At 62.9% G+C, this 26,766-nt stretch carries 23 protein-coding genes; 15 read left to right on the forward strand and 8 right to left on the reverse strand.

Annotated elements, in window-relative coordinates:
- Positions 1-100: 100 nt before the first annotated feature.
- The 8 genes from phaR (at position 101) to GNZ13_RS26905 (ending at position 8,534) form a co-directional block, all read left to right on the forward strand.
- Positions 101-742, forward strand: a complete 642-nt coding sequence (gene phaR, locus GNZ13_RS26870) for a polyhydroxyalkanoate synthesis repressor PhaR (RefSeq protein WP_172170230.1) — start codon at positions 101-103, stop codon at positions 740-742.
- 395 nt (positions 743-1,137) lie between these two features.
- Positions 1,138-2,190 carry a tRNA dihydrouridine synthase gene (locus GNZ13_RS26875; RefSeq protein WP_172170232.1) on the forward strand — a complete coding sequence of 351 codons (1,053 nt, stop codon included), beginning with the start codon at positions 1,138-1,140 and terminating at the stop codon, positions 2,188-2,190.
- A gap of 117 nt (positions 2,191-2,307) precedes the next feature.
- Complete coding sequence (rimO, locus tag GNZ13_RS26880) at positions 2,308-3,699, forward strand: 30S ribosomal protein S12 methylthiotransferase RimO (protein ID WP_172170234.1); 1,392 nt, start codon at positions 2,308-2,310, stop codon at positions 3,697-3,699.
- 3 nt (positions 3,700-3,702) lie between these two features.
- Complete coding sequence (locus GNZ13_RS26885) at positions 3,703-4,653, forward strand: sugar kinase (protein WP_172170236.1); 951 nt, start codon at positions 3,703-3,705, stop codon at positions 4,651-4,653.
- 76 nt (positions 4,654-4,729) lie between these two features.
- Positions 4,730-5,914 carry a beta-ketothiolase BktB gene (gene bktB, locus GNZ13_RS26890; RefSeq protein WP_172170238.1) on the forward strand — a complete coding sequence of 395 codons (1,185 nt, stop codon included), beginning with the start codon at positions 4,730-4,732 and terminating at the stop codon, positions 5,912-5,914.
- Between the two features lie 124 nt (positions 5,915-6,038).
- Positions 6,039-6,707: a hypothetical protein gene (locus GNZ13_RS26895; protein WP_172170240.1), complete on the forward strand. Its 669-nt coding sequence runs from the start codon at positions 6,039-6,041 to the stop codon at positions 6,705-6,707.
- A 14-nt stretch (positions 6,708-6,721) separates the two neighbouring features.
- Positions 6,722-7,906: a cystathionine beta-lyase gene (locus tag GNZ13_RS26900; protein ID WP_172170242.1), complete on the forward strand. Its 1,185-nt coding sequence runs from the start codon at positions 6,722-6,724 to the stop codon at positions 7,904-7,906.
- 178 nt (positions 7,907-8,084) lie between these two features.
- Positions 8,085-8,534 carry a hypothetical protein gene (locus GNZ13_RS26905; RefSeq protein WP_172170244.1) on the forward strand — a complete coding sequence of 150 codons (450 nt, stop codon included), beginning with the start codon at positions 8,085-8,087 and terminating at the stop codon, positions 8,532-8,534.
- Positions 8,535-8,765: 231 nt separating this feature from the next.
- Here GNZ13_RS26905 and serB read toward each other — a convergent pair whose 3' ends face one another.
- The gene (gene serB / locus GNZ13_RS26910; protein ID WP_172170246.1) at positions 8,766-9,605 is read right to left on the reverse strand and encodes a phosphoserine phosphatase SerB; all 840 of its coding nucleotides are present in this window, start codon (positions 9,603-9,605) and stop codon (positions 8,766-8,768) included.
- A gap of 334 nt (positions 9,606-9,939) precedes the next feature.
- Here serB and GNZ13_RS26915 point away from each other — a divergent pair, with 334 nt between their 5' ends.
- A complete protein-coding gene (locus tag GNZ13_RS26915; protein WP_172170248.1) occupies positions 9,940-11,187 on the forward strand; it encodes a cytochrome P450 in 1,248 nt (415 codons plus the stop codon).
- 87 nt (positions 11,188-11,274) lie between these two features.
- Here the strand turns inward: GNZ13_RS26915 and GNZ13_RS26920 are convergent, their stop codons facing one another.
- The gene (locus GNZ13_RS26920) at positions 11,275-12,264 is read right to left on the reverse strand and encodes a LysR family transcriptional regulator (RefSeq protein ID WP_236002199.1); all 990 of its coding nucleotides are present in this window, start codon (positions 12,262-12,264) and stop codon (positions 11,275-11,277) included.
- A 162-nt stretch (positions 12,265-12,426) separates the two neighbouring features.
- Here GNZ13_RS26920 and GNZ13_RS26925 point away from each other — a divergent pair, with 162 nt between their 5' ends.
- Together GNZ13_RS26925 and GNZ13_RS26930 are read left to right on the forward strand one after the other, a co-directional pair.
- A complete protein-coding gene (locus tag GNZ13_RS26925) occupies positions 12,427-13,443 on the forward strand; it encodes a zinc-binding alcohol dehydrogenase family protein (protein ID WP_172170250.1) in 1,017 nt (338 codons plus the stop codon).
- Between the two features lie 291 nt (positions 13,444-13,734).
- The gene (locus GNZ13_RS26930; RefSeq protein WP_172170252.1) at positions 13,735-14,298 is read left to right on the forward strand and encodes a DUF6013 family protein; all 564 of its coding nucleotides are present in this window, start codon (positions 13,735-13,737) and stop codon (positions 14,296-14,298) included.
- 112 nt (positions 14,299-14,410) lie between these two features.
- Here the strand turns inward: GNZ13_RS26930 and GNZ13_RS26935 are convergent, their stop codons facing one another.
- Together GNZ13_RS26935 and GNZ13_RS26940 are read right to left on the reverse strand one after the other, a co-directional pair.
- Positions 14,411-15,217, reverse strand: coding sequence for an ABC transporter permease (locus tag GNZ13_RS26935; protein WP_172170254.1), 807 nt, complete (start codon positions 15,215-15,217; stop codon positions 14,411-14,413).
- Positions 15,214-15,924, reverse strand: a complete 711-nt coding sequence (locus GNZ13_RS26940) for an ABC transporter ATP-binding protein (protein ID WP_172170256.1) — start codon at positions 15,922-15,924, stop codon at positions 15,214-15,216. The genes GNZ13_RS26935 and GNZ13_RS26940 overlap by 4 nt, the downstream gene beginning before the upstream one ends.
- A 184-nt stretch (positions 15,925-16,108) precedes the next feature.
- Between GNZ13_RS26940 and GNZ13_RS26945 the strand changes: the two genes are divergently transcribed.
- Positions 16,109-18,484, forward strand: a complete 2,376-nt coding sequence (locus GNZ13_RS26945; RefSeq protein ID WP_236002200.1) for an AsmA family protein — start codon at positions 16,109-16,111, stop codon at positions 18,482-18,484.
- Positions 18,485-18,493: 9 nt separating this feature from the next.
- Here the strand turns inward: GNZ13_RS26945 and GNZ13_RS26950 are convergent, their stop codons facing one another.
- Complete coding sequence (locus GNZ13_RS26950) at positions 18,494-18,988, reverse strand: hypothetical protein (RefSeq protein ID WP_172170258.1); 495 nt, start codon at positions 18,986-18,988, stop codon at positions 18,494-18,496.
- 406 nt (positions 18,989-19,394) lie between these two features.
- Between GNZ13_RS26950 and GNZ13_RS26955 the strand changes: the two genes are divergently transcribed.
- The 3 genes from GNZ13_RS26955 to GNZ13_RS26965 all read left to right on the forward strand — a co-directional run bounded on the left by GNZ13_RS26955 (position 19,395) and on the right by GNZ13_RS26965 (position 23,628).
- On the forward strand, positions 19,395-21,011 hold the full coding sequence (locus tag GNZ13_RS26955) for a sensor histidine kinase (protein ID WP_172170260.1): 1,617 nt from the start codon (positions 19,395-19,397) through the stop codon (positions 21,009-21,011).
- A gap of 78 nt (positions 21,012-21,089) precedes the next feature.
- Complete coding sequence (locus tag GNZ13_RS26960) at positions 21,090-21,569, forward strand: response regulator (protein WP_172170262.1); 480 nt, start codon at positions 21,090-21,092, stop codon at positions 21,567-21,569.
- Positions 21,570-21,654: 85 nt separating this feature from the next.
- On the forward strand, positions 21,655-23,628 hold the full coding sequence (locus GNZ13_RS26965; RefSeq protein WP_172170264.1) for a hybrid sensor histidine kinase/response regulator: 1,974 nt from the start codon (positions 21,655-21,657) through the stop codon (positions 23,626-23,628).
- 172 nt (positions 23,629-23,800) lie between these two features.
- Here the strand turns inward: GNZ13_RS26965 and mscL are convergent, their stop codons facing one another.
- The 3 genes from mscL to argE all read right to left on the reverse strand — a co-directional run bounded on the left by mscL (position 23,801) and on the right by argE (position 26,690).
- Positions 23,801-24,250, reverse strand: coding sequence for a large conductance mechanosensitive channel protein MscL (gene mscL / locus GNZ13_RS26970; RefSeq protein WP_172170266.1), 450 nt, complete (start codon positions 24,248-24,250; stop codon positions 23,801-23,803).
- Positions 24,251-24,337: 87 nt separating this feature from the next.
- Positions 24,338-25,372, reverse strand: coding sequence for a threonine/serine dehydratase (locus tag GNZ13_RS26975; RefSeq protein ID WP_172170268.1), 1,035 nt, complete (start codon positions 25,370-25,372; stop codon positions 24,338-24,340).
- Between the two features lie 55 nt (positions 25,373-25,427).
- The gene (argE, locus tag GNZ13_RS26980) at positions 25,428-26,690 is read right to left on the reverse strand and encodes an acetylornithine deacetylase (RefSeq protein WP_172170270.1); all 1,263 of its coding nucleotides are present in this window, start codon (positions 26,688-26,690) and stop codon (positions 25,428-25,430) included.
- Between the last annotated feature and the right edge of the window lie 76 nt (positions 26,691-26,766).

The following is a 26,766-nucleotide window of genomic DNA, read 5'->3' on the forward strand; positions in this document are numbered from 1 at the left end:
CTGCTCAGATGGTTCCGGCGGCGTCTCGATTGTGCGATTACCCGATTGCGCAGTCGGCATGACGCCGTTTCCGCGCTCAACTTGCGCTCAAAGGCGTTACATGACTACTACTACAAAGAAAACAGCCGAACGATTGATCAAGAAGTATCCGAATCGTCGACTCTACGATACCGAGACGAGCACGTACATCACGCTGACGGACGTTAAGCAGCTCGTGCTGGATCAGGAGGATTTCAAGGTCATCGATGCGAAGAGCAACGAGGACCTGACGCGCGCCATCCTGTTGCAGATCATTCTCGAAGAGGAGAGCGGCGGCTTGCCGATGTTCTCGTCGTCGATGCTGTCGCAGATCATCCGTTTCTACGGTCATGCGATGCAGGGCATGATGGGCACGTATCTGGAGAAGAACATCCAGGCCTTCATCGACATTCAGGCGAAGCTCGCGGACCAGTCGAAGAACCTGTACGAAGGCAAGGCGATGAATCCCGAAGTCTGGTCGCAGTTCATGAACATGCAGGCCCCGATGATGCAGGGCATGATGACCAGCTATATCGAGCAGTCGAAGAACATGTTCGTGCAGATGCAGGAGCAGATGCAGAACCAGGCGAAATCGATGTTCGCCACCTTCCCGTTCACACCAGGTGGACCGGTGAATGCGGCCGGAGCGCCGGTCGCGCCGGCTAATCCGCAAAGCAATCCGCAAAGCAATCCGCAAAGCAATCCGGAGCCGGAGAAGAAGTAACCGCACGGCGCGACGCCGACGCGACAAGCGCGTCTTGGCGCGTCCGCGCCACGGCCGCGGCGGCCGGGTGTGCACGTGTCGCGCCAAGGGGCGCCAGGTGCGACCCCGGTGGCCCGCGCGCCGAGCGCAAGTGGACGGCCGCGGGCGCGGTACAATAATTGGTTGCGTGCGCAGTCGCGGGCTATGGATCCTTGTGATCCTGTCCCCCCGCAGTCCTTATCGCAGCGTCCCCATGCACCATCCCCATTTGCCGCCGTCGCCACCGCTGTATGCCCGCCCCGTCTATGTCGCAGACCCGTTTCCCTACCTCGCCCACGCCTTCGATTCCGATGGCCGGATTTGTCAGCCTTGGCTGACCGTAAAATTCGCACAAGCAGCTTAGGCGCCGTTCTCGCATGAGCCGGCTGTTTCTTGCGCCCATGGAAGGGCTTGCGGACTACGTGTTGCGCGATGTGCTGACCAGCACGGGCGGATTCGACGGGTGCGTGTCCGAATTCGTGAGGGTGACGGGCTCGGTGCTTCCCGAGCGTGTCTACGAGAGGGATACGCCCGAAGTCCTCCACGGAGGTCGCACACCCAGCGGCACGCCGATGGCGATCCAACTGCTCGGTAGCGATCCTGAATGGATGGCGCTGAATGCGGTCCAGGCGGCCAATTTGTCGCCGTATGGACTCGATCTGAACTTCGGTTGTCCCGCCAAAGTCGTCAACCGGCACGGTGGCGGCGCGATGCTGCTTGCGCACCCTGATCAGCTGAACCGGATCGTTTCATCCGTTCGCGCCGCGGTGCCTGCCAGTATCGCCGTGACAGCAAAAATGCGGCTCGGCGTGTCCGATACGTCGCTCGCGATCGACTGCGCCACGGCGCTGGCGGAAGGCGGCGCGGCCTCCCTCGTCGTGCATGCCAGAACGCGTGACCATGGCTACCGGCCGCCGGCCCACTGGGAGTGGATCGCGCGTATCGACGCTGCCGTGGACGTGCCGGTCATTGCCAACGGAGAAGTCTGGACGGTGGCCGACCGGGAGCGGTGCCGGGCGGTCAGCGGTTGCGCGGACGTGATGATCGGGCGGGGCGCCGTGTCGGATCCTTTCCTGGCCTTGCGCATACGCGGACTGATGGACCGGACGCCTTCCGGCGAGGAATGGCCGGCCGTGCTGGGTCTGCTCGCCGACTACCTGAGAAAACTGCAAGCCCGTGTCGCGGCCCGCCATGAGCACGGACGCGTCAAAATGTGGCTCAGCTATCTGAAGCGGACGTGGCCACAGGCTGCCGAACTGCACGCTGCCATCCGGCGCCTGCATGATTCGCGCGAAATTCTTGAGGTGATCGAGCGCGCCCTCGAATCCGACGACTTGATACCGGCACATCAAGGCGCAGCCCTCGGCCTGCCTGATCCGGCAACGCCTTGCCACTTGACCGGCTGCACGGTCGCCGGCGCGGTACAATAAAGGGTTGCGTGCGCGGGACGCTGTCCGGGCTGTGGTCTCTATGACCATCGGGCCCTTTAGCCTTGCCGCACCGTCCCCATTTGTCGCCATCGTCACCGCTATTCGCCGGACCCACCTATGTCGCAGACCATTTCCCCCGCCGTGCCGGCCCCTTCGACTCCGAAGGTCGGTTTCGTCAGCCTCGGCTGTCCTAAAGCGCTTGTCGATTCCGAACAGATCATCACGCAGTTGCGCGCCGAGGGCTACGAGATCTCCGGCACGTACGACGGCGCGGACCTCGTTGTCGTCAACACCTGCGGCTTCATCGACGAAGCGGTGCAGGAAAGCCTCGACGCGATCGGTGAAGCGCTCAGCGAAAACGGCAAGGTGATCGTTACGGGCTGCCTCGGTGCCAAGCAGAGCGCGAGTGGCTCGAACCTGATCGAAGAAGTGCATCCGAAGGTGCTGGCCGTGACTGGTCCGCACGCGCTCGGCGAAGTGATGCAGGCGGTGCACAATCATCTGCCGAAGCCGCACGATCCGTTCATCGATCTGGTGCCGGCTGCCGGCGTGAAACTCACGCCGCGCCATTACGCGTACCTGAAAATTTCCGAAGGCTGCAACCACCGCTGCACGTTCTGCATCATCCCGTCGATGCGCGGCGACCTCGTGTCGCGCCCGGTCGCCGAAGTGATGCTCGAAGCGGAGAATCTGTTCAAGTCCGGCGTGAAGGAATTGCTGGTGATTTCGCAGGACACGAGCGCATACGGCGTCGACGTCAAGTACCGTACCGGTTTCTGGAACGGCAAGCCGATCAAGACGCGCATGACCGATCTGGTCGGCGCGCTCGGCGAACTCGCGGCGCAATACGGAGCATGGGTGCGTTTGCATTACGTGTATCCGTATCCGAGCGTCGACGAAGTCATTCCGATGATGGCCGAAGGTCCGTACAAGGGCCACGTGCTGCCGTATCTCGACGTGCCGTTCCAGCACGCGCATCCGGAAGTGTTGAAGCGCATGAAGCGTCCGGCCAACGCCGAAAAGGTGATGGAGCGCGTGAAGGCGTGGCGCGAAATATGCCCCGATCTGACGATCCGCAGCACGTTTATCGCCGGTTTCCCGGGTGAGACCGAAGAGCAATTCCAGACGCTGCTCGATTTCATCCGCGAGGCGGAACTGGATCGGGTCGGCTGCTTTGCTTACTCGCCGGTCGAAGGCGCGACTGCCAACGAACTCGACGGCGCATTGCCCGACGAAGTGCGTGAAGAACGCCGCGCGCGTTTCATGGAAGTAGCCGAAGAAGTGTCGGCCAAACGGATCGCGAAGAAGGTCGGCAAGACGCTGAAAGTGCTGGTCGACGAGATCAATGCCGACGGCGGCATCGGCCGCACGGCGGCGGATGCGCCCGAGATCGACGGCGTCGTATATATCGCGCCGGCCACCAAGGCGTCGAAGCGTTACAAGGTCGGCGATTTCGTCTCGGTGAAGATCACCGGCGCCGACGGTCACGACCTGTGGGGCGAGGTCTAAGCGATGACGGTGAGCATGACCCTCACGCCGGACGGCCGGCGCCCAGAAATCCTCGCGCTCGGCGAGGCGATGATCGAGTTCAACCAGTCGGCTAAAGATCAGCCGAACTATCTGCAAGGCTTCGGCGGCGATACGTCGAACTTCTGCATCGCGGCAGCACGGCAGGGCGCGAAGACGGGTTTCGTGTCAGCCGTGGGCAGCGACCATTTCGGGCATCTGCTGATCGATCTGTGGGAACGCGAGCAGGTTGAGACGTCGCTCGTGCGCGTCGATCCGCACGCGTCCACCGGGGTTTATTTCGTCTCGCACGGTCCCGCGGGTCACGCGTTCGACTATCTGCGCGCGGGGTCGGCCGCGAGCCGCTACGCGCCGCAGGATTTGCCGCTCGATGCGATCGCCGCGGCCAAAGTCATCCATTTGTCCGGTATCAGTCTCGCGATTAGCCTGAGCGCCTGCGACGCAGCGTTGGCGGCGATCGAGCATGCGCGAGCGAACGGCGTGCGCGTGAGCTTCGACACCAACCTGCGCCTGAAGCTTTGGCCGCTCGCAAGAGCACGCGCGGTGATGCTCGAAGCCATTCGTCAAACCGACATTTGCCTGCCGAGCTGGGACGACGTTACCGAACTCACCGGCTTGACCGGCCGCGACGAGATCGTCGACTTTCTGCTGTCGCACGGTCCGCGTGTCGTGGCGCTCAAGCTCGGCAAGGAGGGCTCATACATCGCCACGCCCGACGAGCGGCGGGTCGTTCCGGGCCACGTCGTCAACGCGGTCGATGCGACCGGCGCGGGCGACTGCTTCGGCGGCGCGTTCATCGCGCGCATCGTCGCGGGTGACGATCCTTTTCAAGCGGCGCGTTATGCGAACGTCGCCGCGGCACTGTCCACGCAAGGTTACGGCGCAGTCGCGCCGATCCCTTCGCGCGCGACGGTCGAACATATCCTGGCCGGCTGATAGCAACGCGCTGCGAGGCGTGCCCCGCAGCCCGGCAAGGCAAGATCATCTTGATGACTAAAGAGAGGAGCGAGCGATGGAACGGGACGTAGTGGTGGTAAGCGGTGTGCGTACGGCAATCGGCGGTTTCGGCGGCAGTCTGAAGGATTTTCCGCCGACGGATCTCGGCGCACGCGTCGTGCGTGAAGCGCTGGCGCGCGCGAACGTGTCGGGCGACGAAGTCGGCCACGTGGTGTTCGGCAACGTCGTGCATACCGAACCGAAAGACATGTATCTGGCCCGCGTGGCGGCGATCAACGGCGGCGTCGCGCAACATGCGCCCGCGTTGACTGTCAACCGACTGTGCGGCTCGGGCTTGCAGGCCATCGTCTCGGCCGCGCAAAGCGTGCTGCTCGGCGACGCCGACATCGCGATCGGCGGCGGCGCCGAAAACATGAGCCGCGCGCCGTATTCCATGCCGGCTGCGCGCTTCGGTCAGCGCATGGGCGATGCGCGCCTCGTCGACATGATGGTCGGTGCGCTGAACGACCCGTTCCAGTCGATCCATATGGGCGTGACTGCCGAGAACGTCGCACGCAAGTACGAGATCTCGCGCGAAACGCAGGATGCGCTCGCGCTAGAATCGCATCGCCGCGCGGCCAACGCGATTACGAGCGGCTACTTCAAGGACCAGATCCTGCCGATCACGATCCCGTCGAAGAAGGGCGACGTCGTGTTCGATACGGATGAGCACGCGCGCATGAACGCAACGGCAGAAGACTTCTCCAAGTTGAAGCCGGTGTTCGCGAAGGAGAACGGCACGGTGACGGCCGGCAACGCGTCGGGCATCAACGACGCCGCTGCGGCGGTCGTGCTGATGGAACGCAGCGTCGCTGAAAAGCGCGGCATCAAGCCGCTGGCACGGCTGGTTTCGTACGCGCATGCAGGTGTCGATCCGGCATACATGGGCATCGGCCCGGTGCCGGCGACGCGCAAGGCGCTCGAGCGAGCCGGCTTGACGGTCGCCGATCTGGATGTGATCGAAGCGAACGAAGCGTTTGCCGCTCAGGCGTGCGCGGTGAGCAAGGAACTCGGTTTCGATCCGGCCAAGGTCAATCCGAACGGTTCGGGCATTTCGCTCGGCCACCCGATCGGCGCGACCGGCGCACTGATTACCGTCAAGGCGCTGTATGAATTGCAGCGGGTCGGCGGCCGCTATGCGCTGGTGACGATGTGTATCGGCGGCGGCCAGGGCATCGCGGCGATCTTCGAACGGATTTGAGGCCGAGGTGGGGAAACTCGTCGCGACGCAACGCAACGCGTCGACTCTCCCCGCCGAACGAAGCCCGGCAGTAAGCGGGTAGCAAACCAGTATTGAGCGGTATCGGGCGATAAGGAAAGAACGGATGCAGGAATCGAAAGCGATGAAGGGCGCGATGCGTCGGCGCGGTTGGGCAGTCCCCCAGGGGAACTTCCTTCGAGGCGTAGTGAGCGTGGCCGCATTGCTGTGTGCCGGCGCTGTGCTGCCCGCGCAGGCATGGGCGGAAAGCGACGCGGTAAAGGAGTTGGCGGCGCCCCCGCCGATTCAGTTGCCGCTCAAGCCGAGCCCCGAATTCGCGAAGTTTCCGCGCTACGCCGGCATGCTGGGCTCGCGTCAGATCGTGCTGCGGCTCGGCGCGAAAACCGACGACCCCGCCGGCGTGCACGGCGAGTATCAGTACACCGATTCCGGCGAGGTGATCCTGATCGCGGGCGACCGCGATGGCGATACGCTCGAAGTCGAAGAATCGAACGACGGCACGCATATCACCGGCAACTGGGTGGGCAAGTTTGCCGCCGACGGTTCGGTGGCGGGCGACCGGATGAACGTCGACGATTCCGACCCGCAGCCGTTCGATCTGAAACCACTGGCAGCGGGGCAGGCCGTGCCGGCTGCGTCAGCGGGTGCCGGCTCGGCCGCTGTCAAGGCTGCCGCCGCGCCGCAGCCGTCCGCCGGCAGCGCAGCAGCGCCCGCCTCGGCGACGAGCAATGGTCACGCCGTCGGTGGGGTTAGCAACCTGCAAATCGGCGATTGAAGCCTACCTACACCATGACCCAATCCAAACTCAAACGCGGCCTGCAGACTCGCATCGTGCGTGCCGAAGACCAACTCACGCCGGGCTTCGAATCTTTCTCGATGCCGGTCACACGCGCATCGACGGTCGTGTTCCCCGATCTCGCGACCATGCGCGCGCTCGACTGGAAAAACGACGCGCAATGGCGCTATGGCCTGCACGCCACGCCGACTTCGCTCGCGCTGGCGCAGCGGCTTGCCACTATCGAAGGCGGCAATCACGCATTGTTGCAGCCGTCGGGGTTGTCGTCGATTTCGAACGTGTACTTCGGCCTCGTGAAGGCCGGCGACGACGTGCTGATTCCCGATAATGTCTACTCGCCGAACCGCGACCACGGCGACTGGCTGGCGCGCGATTTCGAAATTACGGCGCGCTATTACGATCCGATGATCGGCGCGGGGATCGCCGATCTGATCCAGCCGAATACGCGTTTGATCTGGCTCGAAGCACCCGGTTCGGTCACGATGGAAGTGCCCGATGTACCCGCCATCACCGCGGTGGCGCGCGCGCGCAAGGTCGTCACGGCGATCGACAATACCTGGTCGGCAGGGCTCGGTTTCCGGCCGTTCGACCACGGCGTCGATGTCTCGGTGCAGGCGTTGACCAAGTACCAATCGGGTGGCGGCGACGTGCTGATGGGCGCGACGATCACCGTCGATCGCGAACTGCATCTGAAGCTGAAGGCTGCGCGCATGCGCATGGGTATCGGCGTGTCGGCGGATGACTGTTCGCTGATTCTTCGCAGTCTACCGACCATGCAACTGCGCTTCGAACAGCATGACCGTGCAGCACTCGGCCTCGCCACCTGGCTGAAGACGCGCCCGGAAATTGCCGCGGTCTTGCACCCGACGTTGCCTGACTGCCCGGGGCACGAATTTTTCAAGCGCGACTTTACGGGGGCGGGCGGACTGTTTTCAGTGGTGTTCGACGCACGTTACAGTGCGGCGCAAATCGACACGTTCTGCGAGTCGCTCGAGCTGTTTTCGCTCGGCTGGAGTTGGGGCGGTGCGCACAGTCTCGCGATGCCCTACGACGTCGCCTCGATGCGCACGGAAGGTCAATGGCCGTATCGCGGTACGTTAGTGCGGTTCTATATCGGTCTGGAAGAAGAGGCGGATTTGCGCGCGGATATCGAACAGTGTCTGGTGGCGCTGGGTTAAGCGCCTGAGCTGGATTGCTGAAGATTGAGAAAGCCCATCGGGACGTGTTCCTGATGGGTTTTTTCTTTTGTCAAGATAGCCAGTAAGCCTAACCATTCGGCCGAATGGTCGAGGCCGGATCTCGACGCTACGATGGTGCACATCCTGACTAACGGTGACTGCACAATGGTGAGCTTCGATGAATCTATTTTTCTGGATGTTGCTGAATCTTGGCGTGCCGATTGTCGGCCCGATCTTTACGCTAGCGCTCGTTGCACCCACGCACGGCTGGCGCGTCGCGAAGACGTTGATCGCCGCATCGGTGAAAGACGGCCAACTGTTCTGGTGTGCGATCGGGCCGTGCGCGGCCGCGGTTTATGAGGCGGTGACTGCGCTGGAGTTGGGGCGTGGCGCGGTGCCTGTGCTGGAGGGCGCCATTGCTGGATTCTGCATCCTGGCATTCGCCTGTTCGAATATCGTGATGTCGTCTTTGGTCAATGCACGTCATGATCAGACGGCCACATGCATTCGTGACAGGCAGAAACGGTTTGCTACGCGGGCGTTGTCGCGTGTGGCAATAGCGACTTCGATTCTTGCAACATCTCTTGCAGCTACTCTGTCTGCAATCCTACACGTGCACCTGATTTAGATTTTTTAGATAACGCAGCTCTTATACTGATCTCCTTTTGGGAGGCCCTCATGCATAAACTATTCACGTTTCTGGAATCTGACGAAAATTACGCCCGTGTTCTGAAGTGGACTAACGTCGTGATCGGAGCCGTTGGAATCTCCATGTTGGGCATGTTCCTAATTGCCCATCTCAACAAATAATTCTCGTACAGGCGCTGGCCGCCATTGCACCGGCCAGCGCACTCAAGCTTCAGAACAGTCGCAGCAACCCATCCAGCCCAACGTGGTTGAACGCCACGCTGGCTGCGTCGCGCACCACCGGCTTCGCGCGGAATGCTACGGAAAGTCCCGCAGCGGCCATCATTTTTAGATCGTTCGAACCGTCGCCCATCGCAATCGCGCGGGTCGGCTCGATGCCCAGTTGGGCGCACGTCTCGCGCAACGTGCGTGCCTTCACGTCGGCGTTGACGATCTCGCCGAGTACGTTGCCGGTCAACTTGCCATCAACGATTTCAAGCGTATTTGCACGCGTGAAATCGAGACCGAGCCGGACCTTCAGCTTTTCGGTGAAGAACGTGAATCCGCCGGACACCAGCAGCGTTTTCAAGCCGGCCGCTTTCGCGCCGGCCAGCATCTGTTCGGCGCCCGGTGAGAGTTGCAGCCGTTCTTCATAAACGCGTTCGAGCGCGCCGGCGTCGAGTCCCTTGAGCAGTGCCACGCGGCGCGTCAGGCTCTCGTTGAAGTCCTTGATTTCGCCGCGCATCGACGCTTCTGTGATCGCGGCAACTTCTGCTTTCAACCCGCAGAAGTCGGCGATCTCGTCGATGCATTCGATCGTGATCAGCGTCGAGTCCATGTCCATCGCGACAAGGCCGAAGTCACGCAGCTTTCGGCTAGGTTCGACAAACGCGTAGTCCAGTTGATGCGTGCTGCAATAAACCTCGAGGTCGGCGCGCTGCGCAATCTTCGCGTCGGCGATGCGAATCGCGTTCGCGTCGATGACGGCGGCGTGCGAGCTACGCGCGAGCGCGACGAGCGTTTTGTGGTGGTCGACGGAAAGGGGCGCAGTGCTTTGGATGACGAGGTTCATGGACGACGCATTGACGCAGAAAAGGACGGGCGCGCGGCTCGCGCGGAAAATCCCGTCATTGTAACGGTTCGGCGGCATGCGGCCCGCCGGGGCGGCCGACAACCGGATGGCAGGCTACCGGCCCGACGACAACCTGTTCGCCACGCAGCCCGCCGTGTAGCCCGCGAGGCAATCCACCGTGCAATCATCAAGCGCCCGCGTCATACTGGCGCTTCGAACGATGCCCCGCAGTCCATCGAGCCTGTCGAGCCCGCCGCGCCTATGAGGCGCGCTGCACACCGCACACGGCACGCATTGGCACCAGCGACGAGGCGCACCACCACGGAGACAAGTCATGACCCCCGCGACCGGCAGCGACGCGTCCACCCTTGCGCGCGAATTCGATCTGCGCCATCTGAGCCCCGCGTTCTATGCCGATCCATATCCTGTCTATCACGCGCTGCGTGCCTATGAACCAGTCAAACGCATGCCGGACGGCTCGCTCTTTCTGACGCGTTTTCGCGACGTGCAGACGGTCTACCGCGACCCGAAAACGTTCAGTTCCGACAAGACTGTCGAATTCAGGCCCAAGTACGGCGACTCGCCGCTCTACACCCATCACACCACCAGTCTTGTCTTCAACGATCCGCCGCGTCATACGCGGGTGCGCAAACTGATCGCCGGCGCGCTGACGGCGCGCGCGATCGCGGCCATGGAGCCGGGGCTGATCCGCCTCGTCGATGGCTTGCTCGATGCTGCCGCGGCGCGTGGCCGGATCGATCTGATCGGCGAGTTCGCGTCGGCGATCCCGGTCGAGATCATCGGCAATCTGCTGGATGTGCCGCACGCTGAGCGCGAACCGTTGCGCAACTGGTCGCTGGCGATACTCGGCGCGCTTGAGCCGTCGCTGAACGAGGCGCAACTCGAACGGGGAAACCGCTCGGTCAGCGAATTTGTCGACTATTTGCGCGATCTGGTGACGCGGCGCCGGCGCGAACCCGGCGATCCGCAGCACGACGTGCTGACGCGCCTGATCCAGGGAGAGCAGGGCGGCGAGCAGTTGTCGGAAGCGGAGCTGCTGCAAAACTGTATCTTCATCCTGAACGCCGGTCATGAGACCACCACGAATCTGATCGGCAACGGTCTCGTTACGCTCACCGATTGGCCGGAGCAGCGTGCCGCGCTACTGAGCGACCCGTCGCTGATCGAGTCGGCGATCGAAGAGTGTTTGCGGTTCGAGAGCTCGAATCAATTGGGCAACCGGATGACAACTGTCGACACGGAGGTCGGCGGCGTCGCGGTGGCACGCGGTACGCCCGTCACGCTGTGCATCGGCGCGGCCAATCGCGACCCCGAGCAGTTCGCGGAACCAGACCGCTTCGACATCCGCCGCGGTCCGAACCGGCATCTGGCGTTCGGCTTCGGCATTCACCAGTGTGCGGGGTTGTCGCTTGCGCGACTCGAGGCGCGCATCGCCATCGGACGCTTCGTGCAGCGCTTTCCGGCGTATCGGCTCGACGGCGAACCGACGCGCGGCGGACGCGTGCGGTTTCGCGGCTTCGCAGCGGTACCGGTCGAACTTGAGCCGGCGAGCGGCGCTTGACAAGCACGCACACGCCGTATCTTTTGCTGACATGAAGCGAGACTTACAGCCGATGCCCGTGGCAGCCGGCGTGGCGCCGCGCCGCACTCATTCCGGCTCCGCATCCCAATAAGGCGGATCGCCGAAATGCGCAGCAAGGAATTCGATGAAAGCGAGCGTCCTCGGTGGCACGAACGCACGGCTGGGGTAGACCGCCCAGATCGCCACATTTTCCGCCAGCGGGTAGGCGTCGAGCACGCTCACCAGTTCGCCGCTACGCAGATACGGCGCCACGTCCCAGGTCGATTTGAGCGCGATGCCGAAACCAGCCAGCAAGGCATCGCGAATGACTTCACCGTTGTCGACGACGAGGCGTCCGCTCACGCGTACCGAGAGCGGACCGGCCGGCGTCACGAATGCCCAGTCGCGCTGGTCTGACAGGATCATGCATTCGTGCTGTTCGAGGTCCGAAGGATGGTGTGGTGTCCCGCGCGCGGCAAGGTAAGCGGGCGCGGCGCACAGCACGCGGCGGTTCACGGCCAGGCGCCGCGCCACTAACGACGAATCCTTGAGCACGCCGACGCGGATCGCCACGTCGATACCCGCATCGACCAGATCGACCACCTGATCCGTCAGTCGCAGATCGACGCTCACGCCGGGATAGCGGCGCAGAAATTCGCTGATCACCGGCGATATGTGCTGCCGCCCGAACGACGACGGCATCGACACCCGCAAGCGCCCCTGCGGCTCGGCCTGCGCGCGGCCCACCGAGGCGCGTGCGGCATCGGCCGCGTCGAGCAGCGCCTCGGCGCGTGTCATGAACACTTCGCCGTCCTGCGTGAGACTGATGCGGCGGGTGGTCCGGTGCAGCAGTCGCGCGCCAAGGCGCTTTTCCAACTGTGCGATGCGCGAGCTCGCCACCGCCGCCGACAGCCCGAATTCGCGGCCGGCCGCCGACACATTGGCGAGCAGGGCGGCTCGCACGAACAGGGCGATGTCGAGCAGATCGAGTCGTTCCCGCTCGCCGGACGCGGGCTTTACTGCCGGTTGTATGGCGGGTTTTGCAGCGCGTTTTGCGAGATCGTCGGGATGGTCCATTCTTCTGAAATTCAAAAAGATGTTTCAGCCATTATGATGGTTTTATGAGAATAAGAACCGCCTTAGGATGACGTCAATGCGATCGATTGCGCCGCATGGCGCGAGGCGCCGTCGGCAACGATCGCCGGTCTCTCAACCTCATCTGAAAGAACAGGAGCTTTGATGAAAGCCGTAGGTCTCCATCGCTATTTGCCGATCGATCAAGCCGAGTCCCTGGTCGACGTCGACATTCCCCAACCTGAAGCCACCGGCCGCGACCTGCTGGTGAAGGTCGAAGCCATCTCCGTCAATCCGGTCGACACCAAGGTGCGCGCCCCGAAAGACACCGTCGAGAAAGCGCCGCGTGTACTCGGCTGGGACGCCGCCGGCACGGTAGTGGCGGTCGGTCCGGACGTCACGCTGTTCAAGGTCGGCGACCCCGTTTTCTACGCGGGCAGCATCACGCGGCCGGGTGCGAATAGCGAGTTCCATCTGGTCGACGAGCGCATTGTCGGGCGCAAGCCGGCGTTGCTTGATTTCACGCACGCAGCCGCATTGCCGTTGACCGCGATCACGGCTTGGGAGGCGCTGTTCGACCGCCTCGGCGTGTCGCCGCAAGGCGCGGACGAAGGCCGCACTGTGCTGATCGTCGGCGGGGCGGGCGGGGTCGGTTCGATCGGCATCCAGCTGGCCAAACAACTTGCGAAGCTGAAAGTGGTCGCGACCGCCTCGCGTCCTGAATCGGCGAAGTGGGCGACGGAGTTGGGCGCGGATCATATCGTCGATCACTTCGGCGATATGCCCGCGCAGTTGAAAAAGCTCGGCATCGACCAGGTCGATTACGTGCTGATCTTCAACGATACCGACAGGAATTTTCCGGCAGCCGCTGAAGTGATCAAGCCGCAGGGCGGCATTTGCACAATCGTCGAAAACAGCCAGCCGGTGCCGGTCGAATTGCTGAAGGCGAAAAGCGCCGCGTTCCACTGGGAGTTCATGTTCACGCGTTCGATGTTCGGCACGTCGGACATGATCGAGCAGCACAAGCTGCTCACCGAAGTGGCGCGTCTCGTCGATGCGGGCACGTTGCGCACGACGGTCGGCCAGGAGCTCGGCAAGATCAACGCCGAGAATCTGCGCCGGGCGCATCGACTGCTCGAAGAGGGCCGCGCGATCGGCAAACTGGTCCTGACGGGGTTCTAAACCGCGCAGGGTTTGCACAGAGGTTGGCGGTTCTGTCAGATCGCACGCGCAGAAAGCGCCTCATTGCAAGCGGGTTAACACCCGATTCGTATGAAGCGCGCGCGGCGCCGCTTGGCGGTAGACTGGTGGAGCATCACGCTCAAACAGTTGCGTGTCTCGCGGCTCGTCTGGCCGGGCTTCAACCAGGCATTGACCAGGTTTTAACCAGGCATCAATCAGGCTTCGGTCAGGCGGTGCATCGGCGGGTAGCGCTTAAGCGAGCGCGCAGCGGCACAACAACGAGGTGACAGTATGAGCTCCAGCTTCAAACTCTCCGCCGTTTCAGTTGTCGCTTCTCTCGCATGCGCTCTCGCGCCCGGCATGCTCGTGACGGCGGCTCACGCGGCCACGCCGATCACGGTGACGTCGCAGTCCGCCCTCGACGGTCCGATCCGCTACACGGTCCGCGTCACGTCGAAACAGTTCGGCAATTCACAGGAAACGCGCACGATCCGCTCCGGCGAATCGGACGACTTCACGTGGAAAACCGTGCCGCCGGGCGGCCCCGTGCCCGCGACGGATAGCTGCCCGAATTATTCGTCGCTCCCGACCGATGCCAACGGGGCAATGATTCGTCAGACGCAGATCCGCTTTGCGCCGGTCGTCGCGAGTGACGGCACCGCGTCCGTGCAATTGAGCTTTCAGGCGCAGACGCCGCACGGCGTGAAGACGGTAACGAGCGGCGGCAAAACGCTCAAGTGTCCGAACAACGTGGCCGTCAGCCAGATTGTGCGTTTTACGATGCCGACCAATGGCAGCACGAAAACGCTGACGCTCAATGACGGCACCGAGGTGGCGGTCACCGCGAAACGTTGAGGGTTGCGCGGTGAGAGGTGCGTGATAAGAGGGCGGTGGTGGTGCTCGCCGGCCGGTGCCGCCACTGCCGATACGCAAGCCGACGCTTGCACTGCGCATCTGTTTGCTCCCGTCAACGCTGCGCCGTCGCCCGCTCCACCAGCCGCGCCGACAGAAACCGGTGCTCCGCCGAGAACAGCCGCCGGTACGTGAGCAGCACCGCGCCCACCGTCCCCAAAGCCGACGCCGCCGCGATCAGGAACATGATCACGATCTGATAGCGCACCGCCTGCAACGGCGACTGACCAGCCAGCACCTGCCCGGTCATCATGCCGGGCAAACTCACCACGCCGACCACGGCCATCTGATTCAGCGTGGGCATCATGCCCGCGCGCACCGCCTGGCGCGCCGGTGCCTGCGCCGCTTCCCAACGGGTCGCGCCGAGCGCGAGCGCCATGTCCACACGGTCACGCCGCGCGGTCAGTTCCTCGGTCATCCGTTCGATGCCGAGCGACACGCCGGTCAGCGTATTGCCGAGGATCATGCCGAGAATCGGAATCGCGTACTGCGGCTCGTACCACGGGTGAATGCGGATCACGACGAAGAGTCCAACCGCGGCCACCAGCCACGAACTGACCCAGATCGACAGCACGCTGTCGGCACGCTGGCCGGCATACGTGCGGCTGCCACGCTGCGCGCCCGCGAAGCCGGCGATCAGCGTCATGACGACCATCAGGGGCAGCACCACGAACCAGTGGTCGTAACGGAACACCCAGCCGAGCACATAGCCGATTGCCAGCAACTGCACGACGGTGCGCACCGCCGCCCACGCGAGCTTGCGTTCGAGATCGAGCTTGAGCGCCACCGACACCACGCCGTTCACCACGATCAGCAACGCAGCGATCGCAACGTCCCAGAGACTCAGGTTTTGCAATGTCATTGGTCGAGATCCTGATGCGCGGGCGTCATCGCGGATTCGTCGAGCACACCGGCGCGCATCGTGAGGTGCCGCGCACTCATGCGCGCCGCTTGCGCCGGATCGTGCGACACCCACATCGATGCATGCCGGCCGGGGTCGGCTGCGAACCACGCGTGCACCAAAGCCTCGATCGCGCGCGACGATTCCGGGTCGAGCGACGCAGTGGGTTCATCCAGCAGCAGCACTTCGGGTGCGAGTTGCAGCACGCGAATCAGCGCGGTGATCTGCGCTTCTCCGCCAGACAATTCGCTCGCACGTTTGTCGAGAAAATCGTCGCCGCGGCCGGCTTGAGCGGCGAGGCTCGCCGCGCGTGCGCGATCGAAGCGCACGTCGCGATAGGTGCGCAATTCGAACGGGTAACGCAGATTGTCTTCGACACTGCCGTCGAGCAGCGCCGGCCGCTGCCGGATATACGCGACGTTGCGCCGGTAACGCGGAATGGCGGCGCGCTCGACCGGCGCGCCATGCCACATGATGCGTCCCGCATCGAGCGGATCGAGCAGGGCGAGGGCGCGCAGAAACACGCTCTTGCCCGAGCCCGACGGCCCGGTGACCGCGACGCGGTCGCCGGCGCGCAGAGCGAAGGTCGTCGGTTGCAGCAGTGTCTGCCCGCGCAAGGCGTCGCGCCGGGCGATGCCGTCGGCGAGGACGAAGGGAACATCGGTCATGAGTGGGATCGTGGTGGTTTTTGCATGGATTCGGAAGCCGCCATGACATTCATTGACGTTTTCCATGGCAGGCAAGCTGTGCCCGAACTGTGCGGCATGATAAAACGACATCTATTAGACAATACCACCAGGCACGATACGTGCTGTCCTAATGCACAACGAAGAACAAAGGCGGAGCTTCTCGATGGCAGTACCGAGCACGATTGGAAGGCGGATGGGAAAAATCATCGCATGGCTGGTGGCGATCATCGTCATTCTGATTGTCGCGCTGACAGTTTTCATTCTGACCTTTGACTGGAACCGGGCCCGGCCTTATATCAACGACAAGGTCACGCAGGCGATCGGCCGGCCGTTCGCGATCAACGGCGATCTGAAAGTGGGGTGGCAGCATCCGGTCGGCGAGACCGGTTGGCGCGGCTGGGTGCCCTGGCCGCGTTTTTCGGCGGCGAATATCGCGCTCGGCAATCCCGACTGGACCAAACAGCCGCACTTCGCGACGCTCGATGAAATCGACTTCGAGGTCAAGGTGCTGCCGCTGCTCGCGCACGACATCGTGATTCCCGCGATCAATCTCGTGAATCCGTCGGTCGACCTCGAACGACTGCTCGATGGGCGCAACAACTGGACCTTCAAACTGGCGTCTCCCAGCGGGCCTTCAGAATGGAAGCTCGATCTTCACGACATCGCATTTGCCAAGGGCAATATCGCGCTGTCCGATCAGCAGAAGAAGATCGAGATGCAGGTGGCCATCGATACGCTTGGCCAGCCGATTCCGATTGGCGAGGCGATGAAGCAGCAGGAGGCGGCGTCGCGCAGCGCGTCGGCGGAGGCGGTCGGCAAGGCGGGCGCGAACAAGCTCGCCGCACAGGCTAACGCGCAGGCCGCATCGGAAGCTGCGGCGGCGGCTTCCGGCGCTTCGTCGACGGAGATCGCCGCTTCGGGCACGGCAGTGGCGAATGGCGCGTCGGGGGCGCCGGTTGCCGGCGGAGTGAACGGTGCAAGCGAGGGTGCAAGCGGCGCGGCGGTGGCCTCGGCGTCGAGCGCCAGCGAGGCGGGCACGGAGAACGGCGCGAAGCCGGCCATCCCGCCTTACGCGATCGGTTGGACCGTCAAGGGTATCTACAACAAGACGGCGGTGTCCGGTAGCGGCAAGGTCGGCGGCGTGCTGGCGTTGCAGGACGCGAACCGGCCGTTCCCGGTGCAGGCCGATGTGAAGGCAGGCGATCTGCACGTCGGCCTCGTGGGCACGATCACCGATCCGGCGCATCTTGCCGCGATCGATTTGCGCCTCTGGCTGCAAGGCAATAGCCTCGGGCGGTTGTATTCGCTAACGGGCGTGACCTTGCCCGACACGCCGCCGTATGCGACCGATGGGCGCCTCGTCGGCCAGTTCAAGTCTGGCGGCAACGTCTTCAAGTATGAAAATTTTACGGGCCGGGTGGGCGGCAGCGATCTGAATGGCTCGCTGACCTACACGGCACGAGAGCCGCGTCCGCTGTTGCAGGGCGAACTGGTGTCGCATCTGCTGCAATTCGCCGATCTGGCGCCGATAATCGGCGCGGACTCGAAAGCCAGTAAGGCGAAGCGCGGCGACGCGACGGCGCAGCCGAGCAACAAAGCGCTGCCCGTGGAAGAGTTCCGCACCGACCGCTGGAAGGCGATCGACGCCGACGTGAAGTTCACGGGGCGCCGCATCGTCAAGGACACCAACCTGCCAATCACAGACTTGTACACACACGTCGTGATGACCGACGGCGTGCTGTCGCTCGAGCCGCTGAAGTTCGGCGTGGCGGGCGGCTCGCTGTCGTCGGATATTCATCTGGACGGCAGCACGACGCCGCTGAAGGGCCGCTTCGCGACGTCGGCGCGGCATCTGAAGCTCAAGCAGTTGTTCCCGAACTTCAAGACGATGCAGAACGCGCTCGGCGAAATCAACGGCGACGCCGCGCTGACCGCGACCGGTAATTCGCCGGCGGCATTGGCGGCGACTTCAAACGGCGAGGTGAAGGCCCTGATCACGGACGGGACGGTGAGCCGCCTGCTGATGGAAGCCGCGGGACTGAACGTGGCGAACGTGGTCTATGAAAAGCTGTTTGACAATCGCGACGTAAAGATCAACTGCGCGGCGGCGGATTTTGTCGCGACGAACGGCGTGCTGGATTCGCGCGTCTTCGCGCTCGATACGGACGACGCGGTGATCAACATCGACGGCAATGTGAACCTGCGCGACGAATCGATGGATCTTGGCGTGCATCCGCATACCAAGGGCTTCCGGGTGTTTTCGCTGCGCTCGCCGCTGTATGTAAAGGGGACGTTCAAGGATCCGCACGTGGGGGTGAACGCCACCGCGCTGGCGCTGCGAGGCGGCGCCGTGATCGGGCTCGGGTTGATCAATCCGTTTGCAGCGCTGGTTCCGCTGCTTGCGCCTAGCAATAACAAACCGCTGCCGTGCGGGCAGTTGCTGTCGCAGGTTCGCCAGGTGCCGACCGCACCGCCGCCGGGCGTGAAGCAGCAGCCTAAACCGGCTATTTCCCTCGACGGTGCACCGGCGAACAAGTAAAGAAAAGAACTACCTTAACGAGCGCGGCGCGGCGTCCCCCGCAGCATCCTGTCTGCGAACGCCTCGCCGGGCGCCGCCAACGCGGGTGGCGCCAAACTCCGCCAGGATCTTGCCTCTAGCCCGGCTGGCAAAGACCAGGAACCCAAAGCCATCGGCTTCATACCAATACCCGCCGTTCTCGAGCCCATCGAGCGGCTGCTCCAACGCATTGGTAATGGATTCGATACAACGCCGCCGCAATTCGGCGGGCGCGGGATAGGGGGGCTGTGCGCCTCGTACGCTGCACAGGAGAACGTCGAGCCCGGGCAGCACATGTGCATAGAGCACCGGCTCGTCCTGCGCGCGAGCACGCGCAATTTTGGTGTCGAGCTGACTGAACGGCTTGAAATGCCGTAGTACCGCGAGGAACGACTCATCGCCGTCCACCTTCGCGCGTCTACGCTTTTTCGGGAAGGACATAAAAATTCGCCTGAAAAAGAATTGCAAGAAACGCAGCGTCCTCATGCGACAACTCCCGGCTTCGCGCGCCGCACGTCGATCTTTTATAGCATACGACAAGGCCGGATTCACGGTGATTCGGCGTCTACGCCGTTCCACCACCTCCCGCACGAATCATGCCGAACCGCCTCGCCGCGCGCTTTCGCTTCCCAGCACATCTGTTTCCATCATAGACGCACGCGCCGCCGAAAAAACATCTCGTACCAATAAAAAAGTCATTTTTGTGTGGGCGAGCGCATCTTGCCGCTACGTTGAAATATCTCACATTCACGTCGATAATGGCCCGTCCGGCTGCACCGCGGCTTGCTTGCCAGTCCTGCATGGACCAAGCGCCTCGCCTCACCACGCGGGCGGCCCGTTGCGGTGCAGGACTGGCAAGCACGCGGCAGCTTGAACGACCCTTCGGGCGAATATGAAACTATTCACCAAGGGTCTGCTGCTGATTGCAGTGCCGAGCGTGGTCGAGCTGGCGCTTCTGGGCGTCGTCTTCGATACCCAGGAGCAAACAGCGCAGGCCGCGCAGTGGGTCAGCAACAGCAAGCAGATCCTTTATCAGTCGTCGGCCATCGTCGATCCGCTGCTGCGTCAGGCCGCGCGGGTCCGCACGGGCATGGTCGTCGGCGATCCGTCGTTTATCGACCGCCATACCGTATGGGTCGATCTCGGCGACCGGCTTTCGAACCTTGAAACGCTGGTGGCCGATACGCCGCAGCAGGTCGAGCGCGTGCACAAGATGCAGCAGGCGATCGAGGCGTATCGCGCGCAGGCCGCCACGATCTCGCAGACTCTGCACGCCGGACACAACCTGAATTCGTTTGTCGCGCTGGACAAGGGCGCGCTCCCCCAGCAGATCGGGCTGTTTCGCAATCAGCTCGCTGAGTTTAGTAGCGAGGCCTCGCGGCTCGACGCCGAGCGCAGCGCGGCGCTGGCGCGGCGCCACGAACGTCAGCAATATGCGCTGATCGCCGCCGTGTTGGGGTCGATGCTGATCTGGGCGGTCACCGCCGTGGTGTTTGCGCGCAGCATCGGTCGGCGCTTGGAAGTGTTGACGGGCAACGCCGAACGTCTGGGCCGCGGGCGGGAGCTCGCGCCGCCGCTGTCCGGCAACGACGAAATTGCCGCGCTCGACACGGTGCTGCATCAGACGGGCGCGCGCCTGCGCGAGGCCGACGGCGAGCAGGCCACGCTGAAAGCGCGGCTCGAGGCGCGCGCGCGGGAACTGGCGGGCGTCAACGAAGAACTGCGCCAGGAGACGCAAGACAACGAAATGTTCATCTACAGCGTGTCGCACGATCTGCGCTCGCCGCTGGTGAATCTGCAAGGCTTTTCGAAAGAATTGCAGGTGTCGTGCGACGAACTGGGCAGCATTGTCGAGACAGCGAGACTGCCGGAGGCCGAGCATCGGCGGATGGTGCATATTCTCGACGGCGACGTGCGTGAGTCTCTGCAATATCTACGCGCCGCGGTGACGCAGGCGGCAGCGATCATCGACGCGCTATTGCGGATTTCGCGTGCCGGCCGGCTCGAATACCAGTGGCAGCGGGTGAGCGTCGGACGGGTGGTGGGGCGCGTGGTCGACGCGCTGCAGGATGCGATCAGGCAGCGTGCGGCGGTGGTCACGGTGCGCGAGTTACCGCCCGCATGGGGCGACCCGGGCGCGGTCGAACAGATTTTCAGCAACCTGGTCGGTAACGCGCTCAATTATCTCGACCCGGCGCGCAATGGGCGCATCGAGATCGGTGCGCTGGAACCGGAGCCGGAACCGGTCGACGAGACGGAGCCGCGCGCGTTGCGCACGCGCACTTATTATGTGCGCGACAACGGCCTCGGGATTCCAGCGGCATATATGTCGAAGGTGTTCCGGGCGTTTCAGCGTTTGCACGGCGACGTCGCGAACGGAGACGGCGTTGGCCTCGCGGTGGTGCGGCGTATGGTGGAACGGCACGGGGGGCGCGTTTGGGTTGAGTCGGCGGAAGGCGCGGGATCGACCTTTTTCGTCGTGTTGCCGGAACAGCCTGCGCGCAATTGAGTTGGGACAGGCGTGAGGAGGCACTGTGGGGACAGTTAAAAGCACTATGCAAAAACGGATCGTCAGCACGGAGGGCATATGAGTCAGGGGGAAACAGTGAGTATCGTGCTGATCGAAGATGACGACGGCCACGCCACGCTGGTCGAGCGCAATCTGCGGCGTGCCGGTATTTCAAACGGTTTCGTGCGCTTTCGCGATGGCCAGCAGGCACTCGATTACTTCTTCGGCCCAGCGCCGGCGGACCCTGCGGCCAGCCCTTACCCGCCTCGCGAAGATCTGACGAATTTCGTCGTGCTGCTCGATCTGAAAATGCCACGCGTGGATGGCTTCGAGGTATTGCGGCGTCTGAAGGATTCGCCACAGACCGCCGCGGTGCCCGTGATCGTGCTGACCACGACCGACGATCCGCGCGAAATCTCGCGCTGTTACGAACTGGGCTGTAACGTCTATATCACCAAGCCGGTCGAATACGACGCGTTCATCGAAGCCGTGCGCCGTCTCGGTTTCTTCCTGCAGGTTGTCAAGCTGCCGCCGGGCCACCGGCTGGCCGCGCCGTGACGGAAAGTTCATGTGAAGGCGCTCCGAAAGCGGCCCATGACAAGATAGCCACACCAGAACCAGACCTAGCCAGAGAAGATTCCGCATGACCGAAGAAGTGTCCACGCAGCCCGCCGCGTATGTGCTGGTCGTCGATGACGACGAAGGCATCCTGCGGCTCGCGCGCAAGTCGCTCGAACGTGCCGGCTGCCGGGTTGCAATCTGCGCCGGTGTCGAAGCGGCCCGCGATCGGCTTGCCGCGGGGGCACCCGACCTGCTCGTGCTCGACTACCAGCTCAGCGGGCCAGAGACCGGCCTCGACTTCTTTCGCCGCTTGCGGGCGGAAGGTGTGCGGATCCCCGCCATCCTCGTGACCGGTTTCACTGATGAATCCCGCGTGATCGAAGCGTTGCGCGCGGGCGTATCCGATGTGGTGCCGAAATCCGGCGACTACCTTGATTACCTGCCCGAAGCGGTGGACCGGGTGCTGTCTCAGGTGCGTTTGCAGAAGGCCTCGGACGAAGCCTTGCTGCTGCGCGATCGCGAACAGCATTACCGCACCTTGTCAGAGGCCTTGCCGCACCTCGTGCTGACCTGCAACGCCGCGGGCGATTGCGATTTCCTGTCGAAGCAGTGGTTCGACTACACGGGGTTGGCGGAAAGCAGTTCGTACGGTCTCGCGTGGCTCGACGCGGTGCATCCCGACGATCGAGAAGAGATTCGCCGCACCTGGCTCAAGGCGGTGACGAGCGGCGCCGCCGATTATCGGCACGAACTGCGGATTTGCCGCCACGATGGCGCTTATCGCTGGTTCGACATCCGCGCGGTCGCCATGCGTGATCCCGAAGGCAATGTCAGCAAATGGTTCGGCAGTTGCACGGATATTCATCCCCAGCGCGAGGCGATCGAGGAGCGCGAACGGCTGCTCGCCTCGGAGCAGGCCGCCCGCCAGATCGCTGAAGAAGCCAATCGTGCGAAAGACCGCTTCCTCGCCATGCTGTCGCACGAATTGCGCACGCCGCTCACGCCTGTGCTGGCGGGCGCCAGTGTGCTGGAGATGATCCCGGATCTGCCCGATCAGGCACGCGCGAGCGTGCGCATGATCCGCCGCAACGTCGAACTCGAAGCGCGGTTGATCGACGACCTGCTCGATCTCACGCGCGTGGCGAACGGCAAGCTGCGCCTGTCGCTCGAAACCGTCGACGTGCATGAGGTGATGGACAGCGTGCTCGAACTCTTTCGCAGTGAGATCCAGGTCAAGCAGCAGGACGTGCATGTCTACAAGAACGCGCAGCACCATTACGTGCTCGCCGACCGCGCACGGCTGCAACAGATGCTGTGGAACCTGATTCGCAACGCCGCCAAGTTTACGCCGGACGGTGGCCATATCTACGTGCGCACGCAAGATGAACGCATGCACGTGCAGATCTCGGTCGAGGATACGGGCATCGGTATCGAGCCCGAGCAGATCGGCAAACTGTTCAACGCGTTCGAGCAAGGCGACCAGAACATGACGCGGCAATTCGGCGGCTTGGGCCTGGGTCTCGCGATCACCAAGGCACTGACCGATGTGCACGGCGGCACGGTGATCGCACAGAGCCCGGGCGCGCACTGCGGCGCGACTTTCACGATCACGCTGCCGACCGCCGCCGCGCCTGCGGAATTAACGCCCGTTGCAGCGCCTGATGAGGTGCGTGCTCCCGGCCTGTTGGCCATCTTGCTGATCGAAGACCACGTGGATACCGCCGAGGTGATGGCGCAGCTGATTCGCAGCCTGGGGCACGACGTGACCACGGTGGGCCGTGTAGACGACGCATTGGCCGCCACCCAGTCGCAGACCTTCGATCTGGTGATCAGCGATGTAGGCTTGCCCGATGGCACCGGCCTTGATTTCGTCAAAGCGTTCCGCGAGCATTCGGATGTGCCGGCGGTCGCGTTGACCGGCTTCGGTACTGATGACGATGTGCGCCGTTGCCTGAGCGCGGGCTTTACTTCGCATCTGACCAAGCCTGTCAATTTCGGACAGCTCGAAACGATGATCGAAAGCGCGTTGAGTCTGAAGGCGGAAAAGGACGCTTAGTGTGTTCGCACCGTCGACTGGGTCGGCGTAATTTGCGCGCGGCATGAAAAAGGCCTGTGGCGATTTTCTCGCAACAGGCCTTTTTTATTCGCGCTGGCTAATGTGCCGGTGCGAATGCGTAATGCGTAATGCGGTGAAGGTGGTTTAACGCGGGTGGCTTAATTTGGGCACCTTAGCGCGGCGCTGAGTTTTTCAGCGAATCGCGGATTTCACGCAGCAGCACGACTTCTTCGGGCGTCGGCGGCGGCTCTGCCGCCGCGGCTTCAGCCGGCTTGCGCAGATTGTTAATGAACTTGACCATCAGGAAAATGATGAACGCGAGGATCACGAAATTGATGGCCACGGTGATGAACGAGCCATAACCGAACACTGCCACGCCTGCCGTCTGCAAGTCTTTATACGACTCGGGACTGCCTTTGAAGCTCGCGGGGATATCGCCGAGGCGAACGAACTTGTTGGAGAAATCGAGGCCGCCGGTGGCAACGCCGACAACCGGCATGATCAGGTCTTTAACAATTGAATTGACGATGGTGGAAAATGCGCCGCCGATAATCACCCCGACGGCGAGATCCATCACGTTGCCTTTGAGGGCAAATTCCTTGAATTCCTTAATCATGCTCATATACATTCCTCCCAGAAGTCGATAGCCGAATCATACCAATCTGAGACGGATAGGCTAGTCTTTTGGCAGGGAAAGAGAGGATCGGTTTTATTCTGGAAACTGTGACTGGCTATGGCGCGCCCGTTCGATATGCGCCGCAAAACTGACGGGGTCAGTATTGGTGCCGCACAACAGCACGCCTACGCGTTTGCCTTGCAGCGTTTCGCGCAGCGGTCCGAGTAGCGCTGCAGTGGCGGCGGCGCAGGCCGGTTCCACGGCTAGCTTAAGTTGTCCGAACAAGGTCAGCATGGCCGCGCGCAACTGGTCGTCGGACACGGTGACGAGCTGGTCGATATGACGGCGGCACAACTCGTAGCTGTATTCCTCGGTATGCGGCGACGCCAATGAATCGGCAATGGTGTGCATGTGGCCCATCTTGACCGTGTGATTGGCCGCAAAGCTTTTGCCCATCGCATCCGATCCTTCCGGTTCGACGCCGTACACATGCACCCGCGGGTTCGCGAGCCGCATGGCGGTGGCCACGCCGGCAGCGAGACCGCCGCCACCGATCGGCACGATCACCGCCTCGAGGTCGGGCGTTTGCGTGGCCCATTCATAGCCGAGCGTGGCCGAGCCCAGCACGGTACGATAACCGTTGAACGGGTGCACGAAGTAGCGGCCTTCCTCCGCCTCGATACGGCGCACCAGCTCGAATGCTTCGGCAATGTTTTCCGCGAACACGATGTCGGCGCGATATTGCCTGCACAAGTCCACACGCGCCGGATTGGCCGCCCGAAACAGCACGACCTTCGCGCTGATGCCAAGACGCATCGCCGCATAGGCGACCGCCACCGCATGATTGCCGCCCGAAACACAGGTGACGCCCGCGCTGCGTTGCGCTTCGTCGAGCGCGAGCAGGTTGGTGAACGCGCCGCGCGCCTTGAAGCTGCCGCCCGCTTGCAACAACTCGAACTTGAAGTTCACAACCGTGCCTTCCAGCGACGGAAAGTCGAGCCGGTCGAACACCGGCGTTCGCGTCACCCACGGCGTCAACGCAAAGTGCTGCGTGGCGATGTCGTCGAGTGTGGGGATCGGCTCGCCGTCGATCGTATGGTCAGTGTGTTGCGGCGTGGCGGTTGACATGGCGTGGGTGTGTTTTTCGTCGATATGGCTAAGACTATTTTTGCGGCGGTCAGTTTCAGTGCGCGTGTGCCTCCACCGACATGCTGTGAATGAATTTTTGCAGGAAACGTTCGCACGCCACGAGCTGATCCAGCGCCACGAATTCGTTGGCTTTGTGCGCCTGCTCGATGTCGCCGGGGCCGCACACAATGCTCGGAATGCCCGCCAGCGAGAACAGCCCGGCTTCAGTGCCGTACGCGACCTTGCGCTTGTCCTGGTCGGCGGTCAGCGCGCGCACGAGTTGTGTGATCGCGGCCTGTTCAGACGAATCGAGGCCGGGCGCCGCGGCGATCTTCGTAATCTCAATGGCCGCAGATGGATGCTCGCGCAACATTTTCGGCAGCAGCGTTTCGCGCGCGTATTGATCGATACGCGCGAAGATCGGTTCAGGATCGAGCGTGGGCAGATTGCGGAATTCGAACTGGAACTTGCATTCGGCCGGCACCGTATTGATCGCATTGCCGCCGATGATCGTGCTGGTTTGCGCCGTGGTGAAGGGCACGTCGTACAGCTCGTCGAACGGGCCTTGCGCGCGGAATTGATCGGCCATGTCGCGGATGTAGCAGATCAAACGCGCGGCGTATTCGATGGCATTCAAGCCCTTCGGCGTGAGTGACGAATGCGCTGCCTGGCCGCGCACGCAGCACTGATACGTGTTGATGCCTTTGTGCGCCACGATGGGGCGCATGCTGGTCGGCTCGCCGACGATGCAGCCATCCGGCTTCACGCCGCGCTTCATCAGATCGGCAATCAGGAGCGGTGCGCCCGCACAGCCCACTTCCTCGTCGAACGAGAAGGCGAAGTGAATCGGCTTGGCAAGCTTGGTGCGTTGCATGTCGGGTACGAGCGTTAGCGCCGCGCCGATGAAGCCTTTCATGTCGCAGGTGCCTCGGCCGTACAGTTTATCGCCGCGAATTTCCGGCTTGAACGGATCACTGTCCCATTGCTGACCGTCTACAGGCACGACGTCGGTGTGGCCCGACAGCACCACGCCGCCGTTCGTCTCGCCGTTGTGCGCGGGAATGGTTGCAAACAGATTGGCCCATTTGCCGCTTGCGTCGTGGGTGAGCGTGGCTTCGATGCCGACGGCGCGCAATTCGTCGCGCACGGTTTCGATCAGTCCGAGATTCGGATTGCGGCTCACCGTGTCCATCGACACGAGACGGGTGACCCAGGGAAGCGAGGCAGGGAGCGTTGCAGGGACCGAAGCAGGCGAGGAAGAATTCGATTCAGAGGCGGACGCTTTCGTGGACTGCGCTGTTTCAGCGACGTGAGACATGACAAGACTCCAGCATTTGAGTCTTTCGATCATACCCAAAAAAACCGCACCCGTATGCTGCGGTGCGCATTTGCGC

The organism is Paraburkholderia elongata, assembly GCF_013177735.1.
In the GTDB taxonomy this organism is placed as follows: Bacteria; Pseudomonadota; Gammaproteobacteria; order Burkholderiales; family Burkholderiaceae; genus Paraburkholderia; species Paraburkholderia elongata.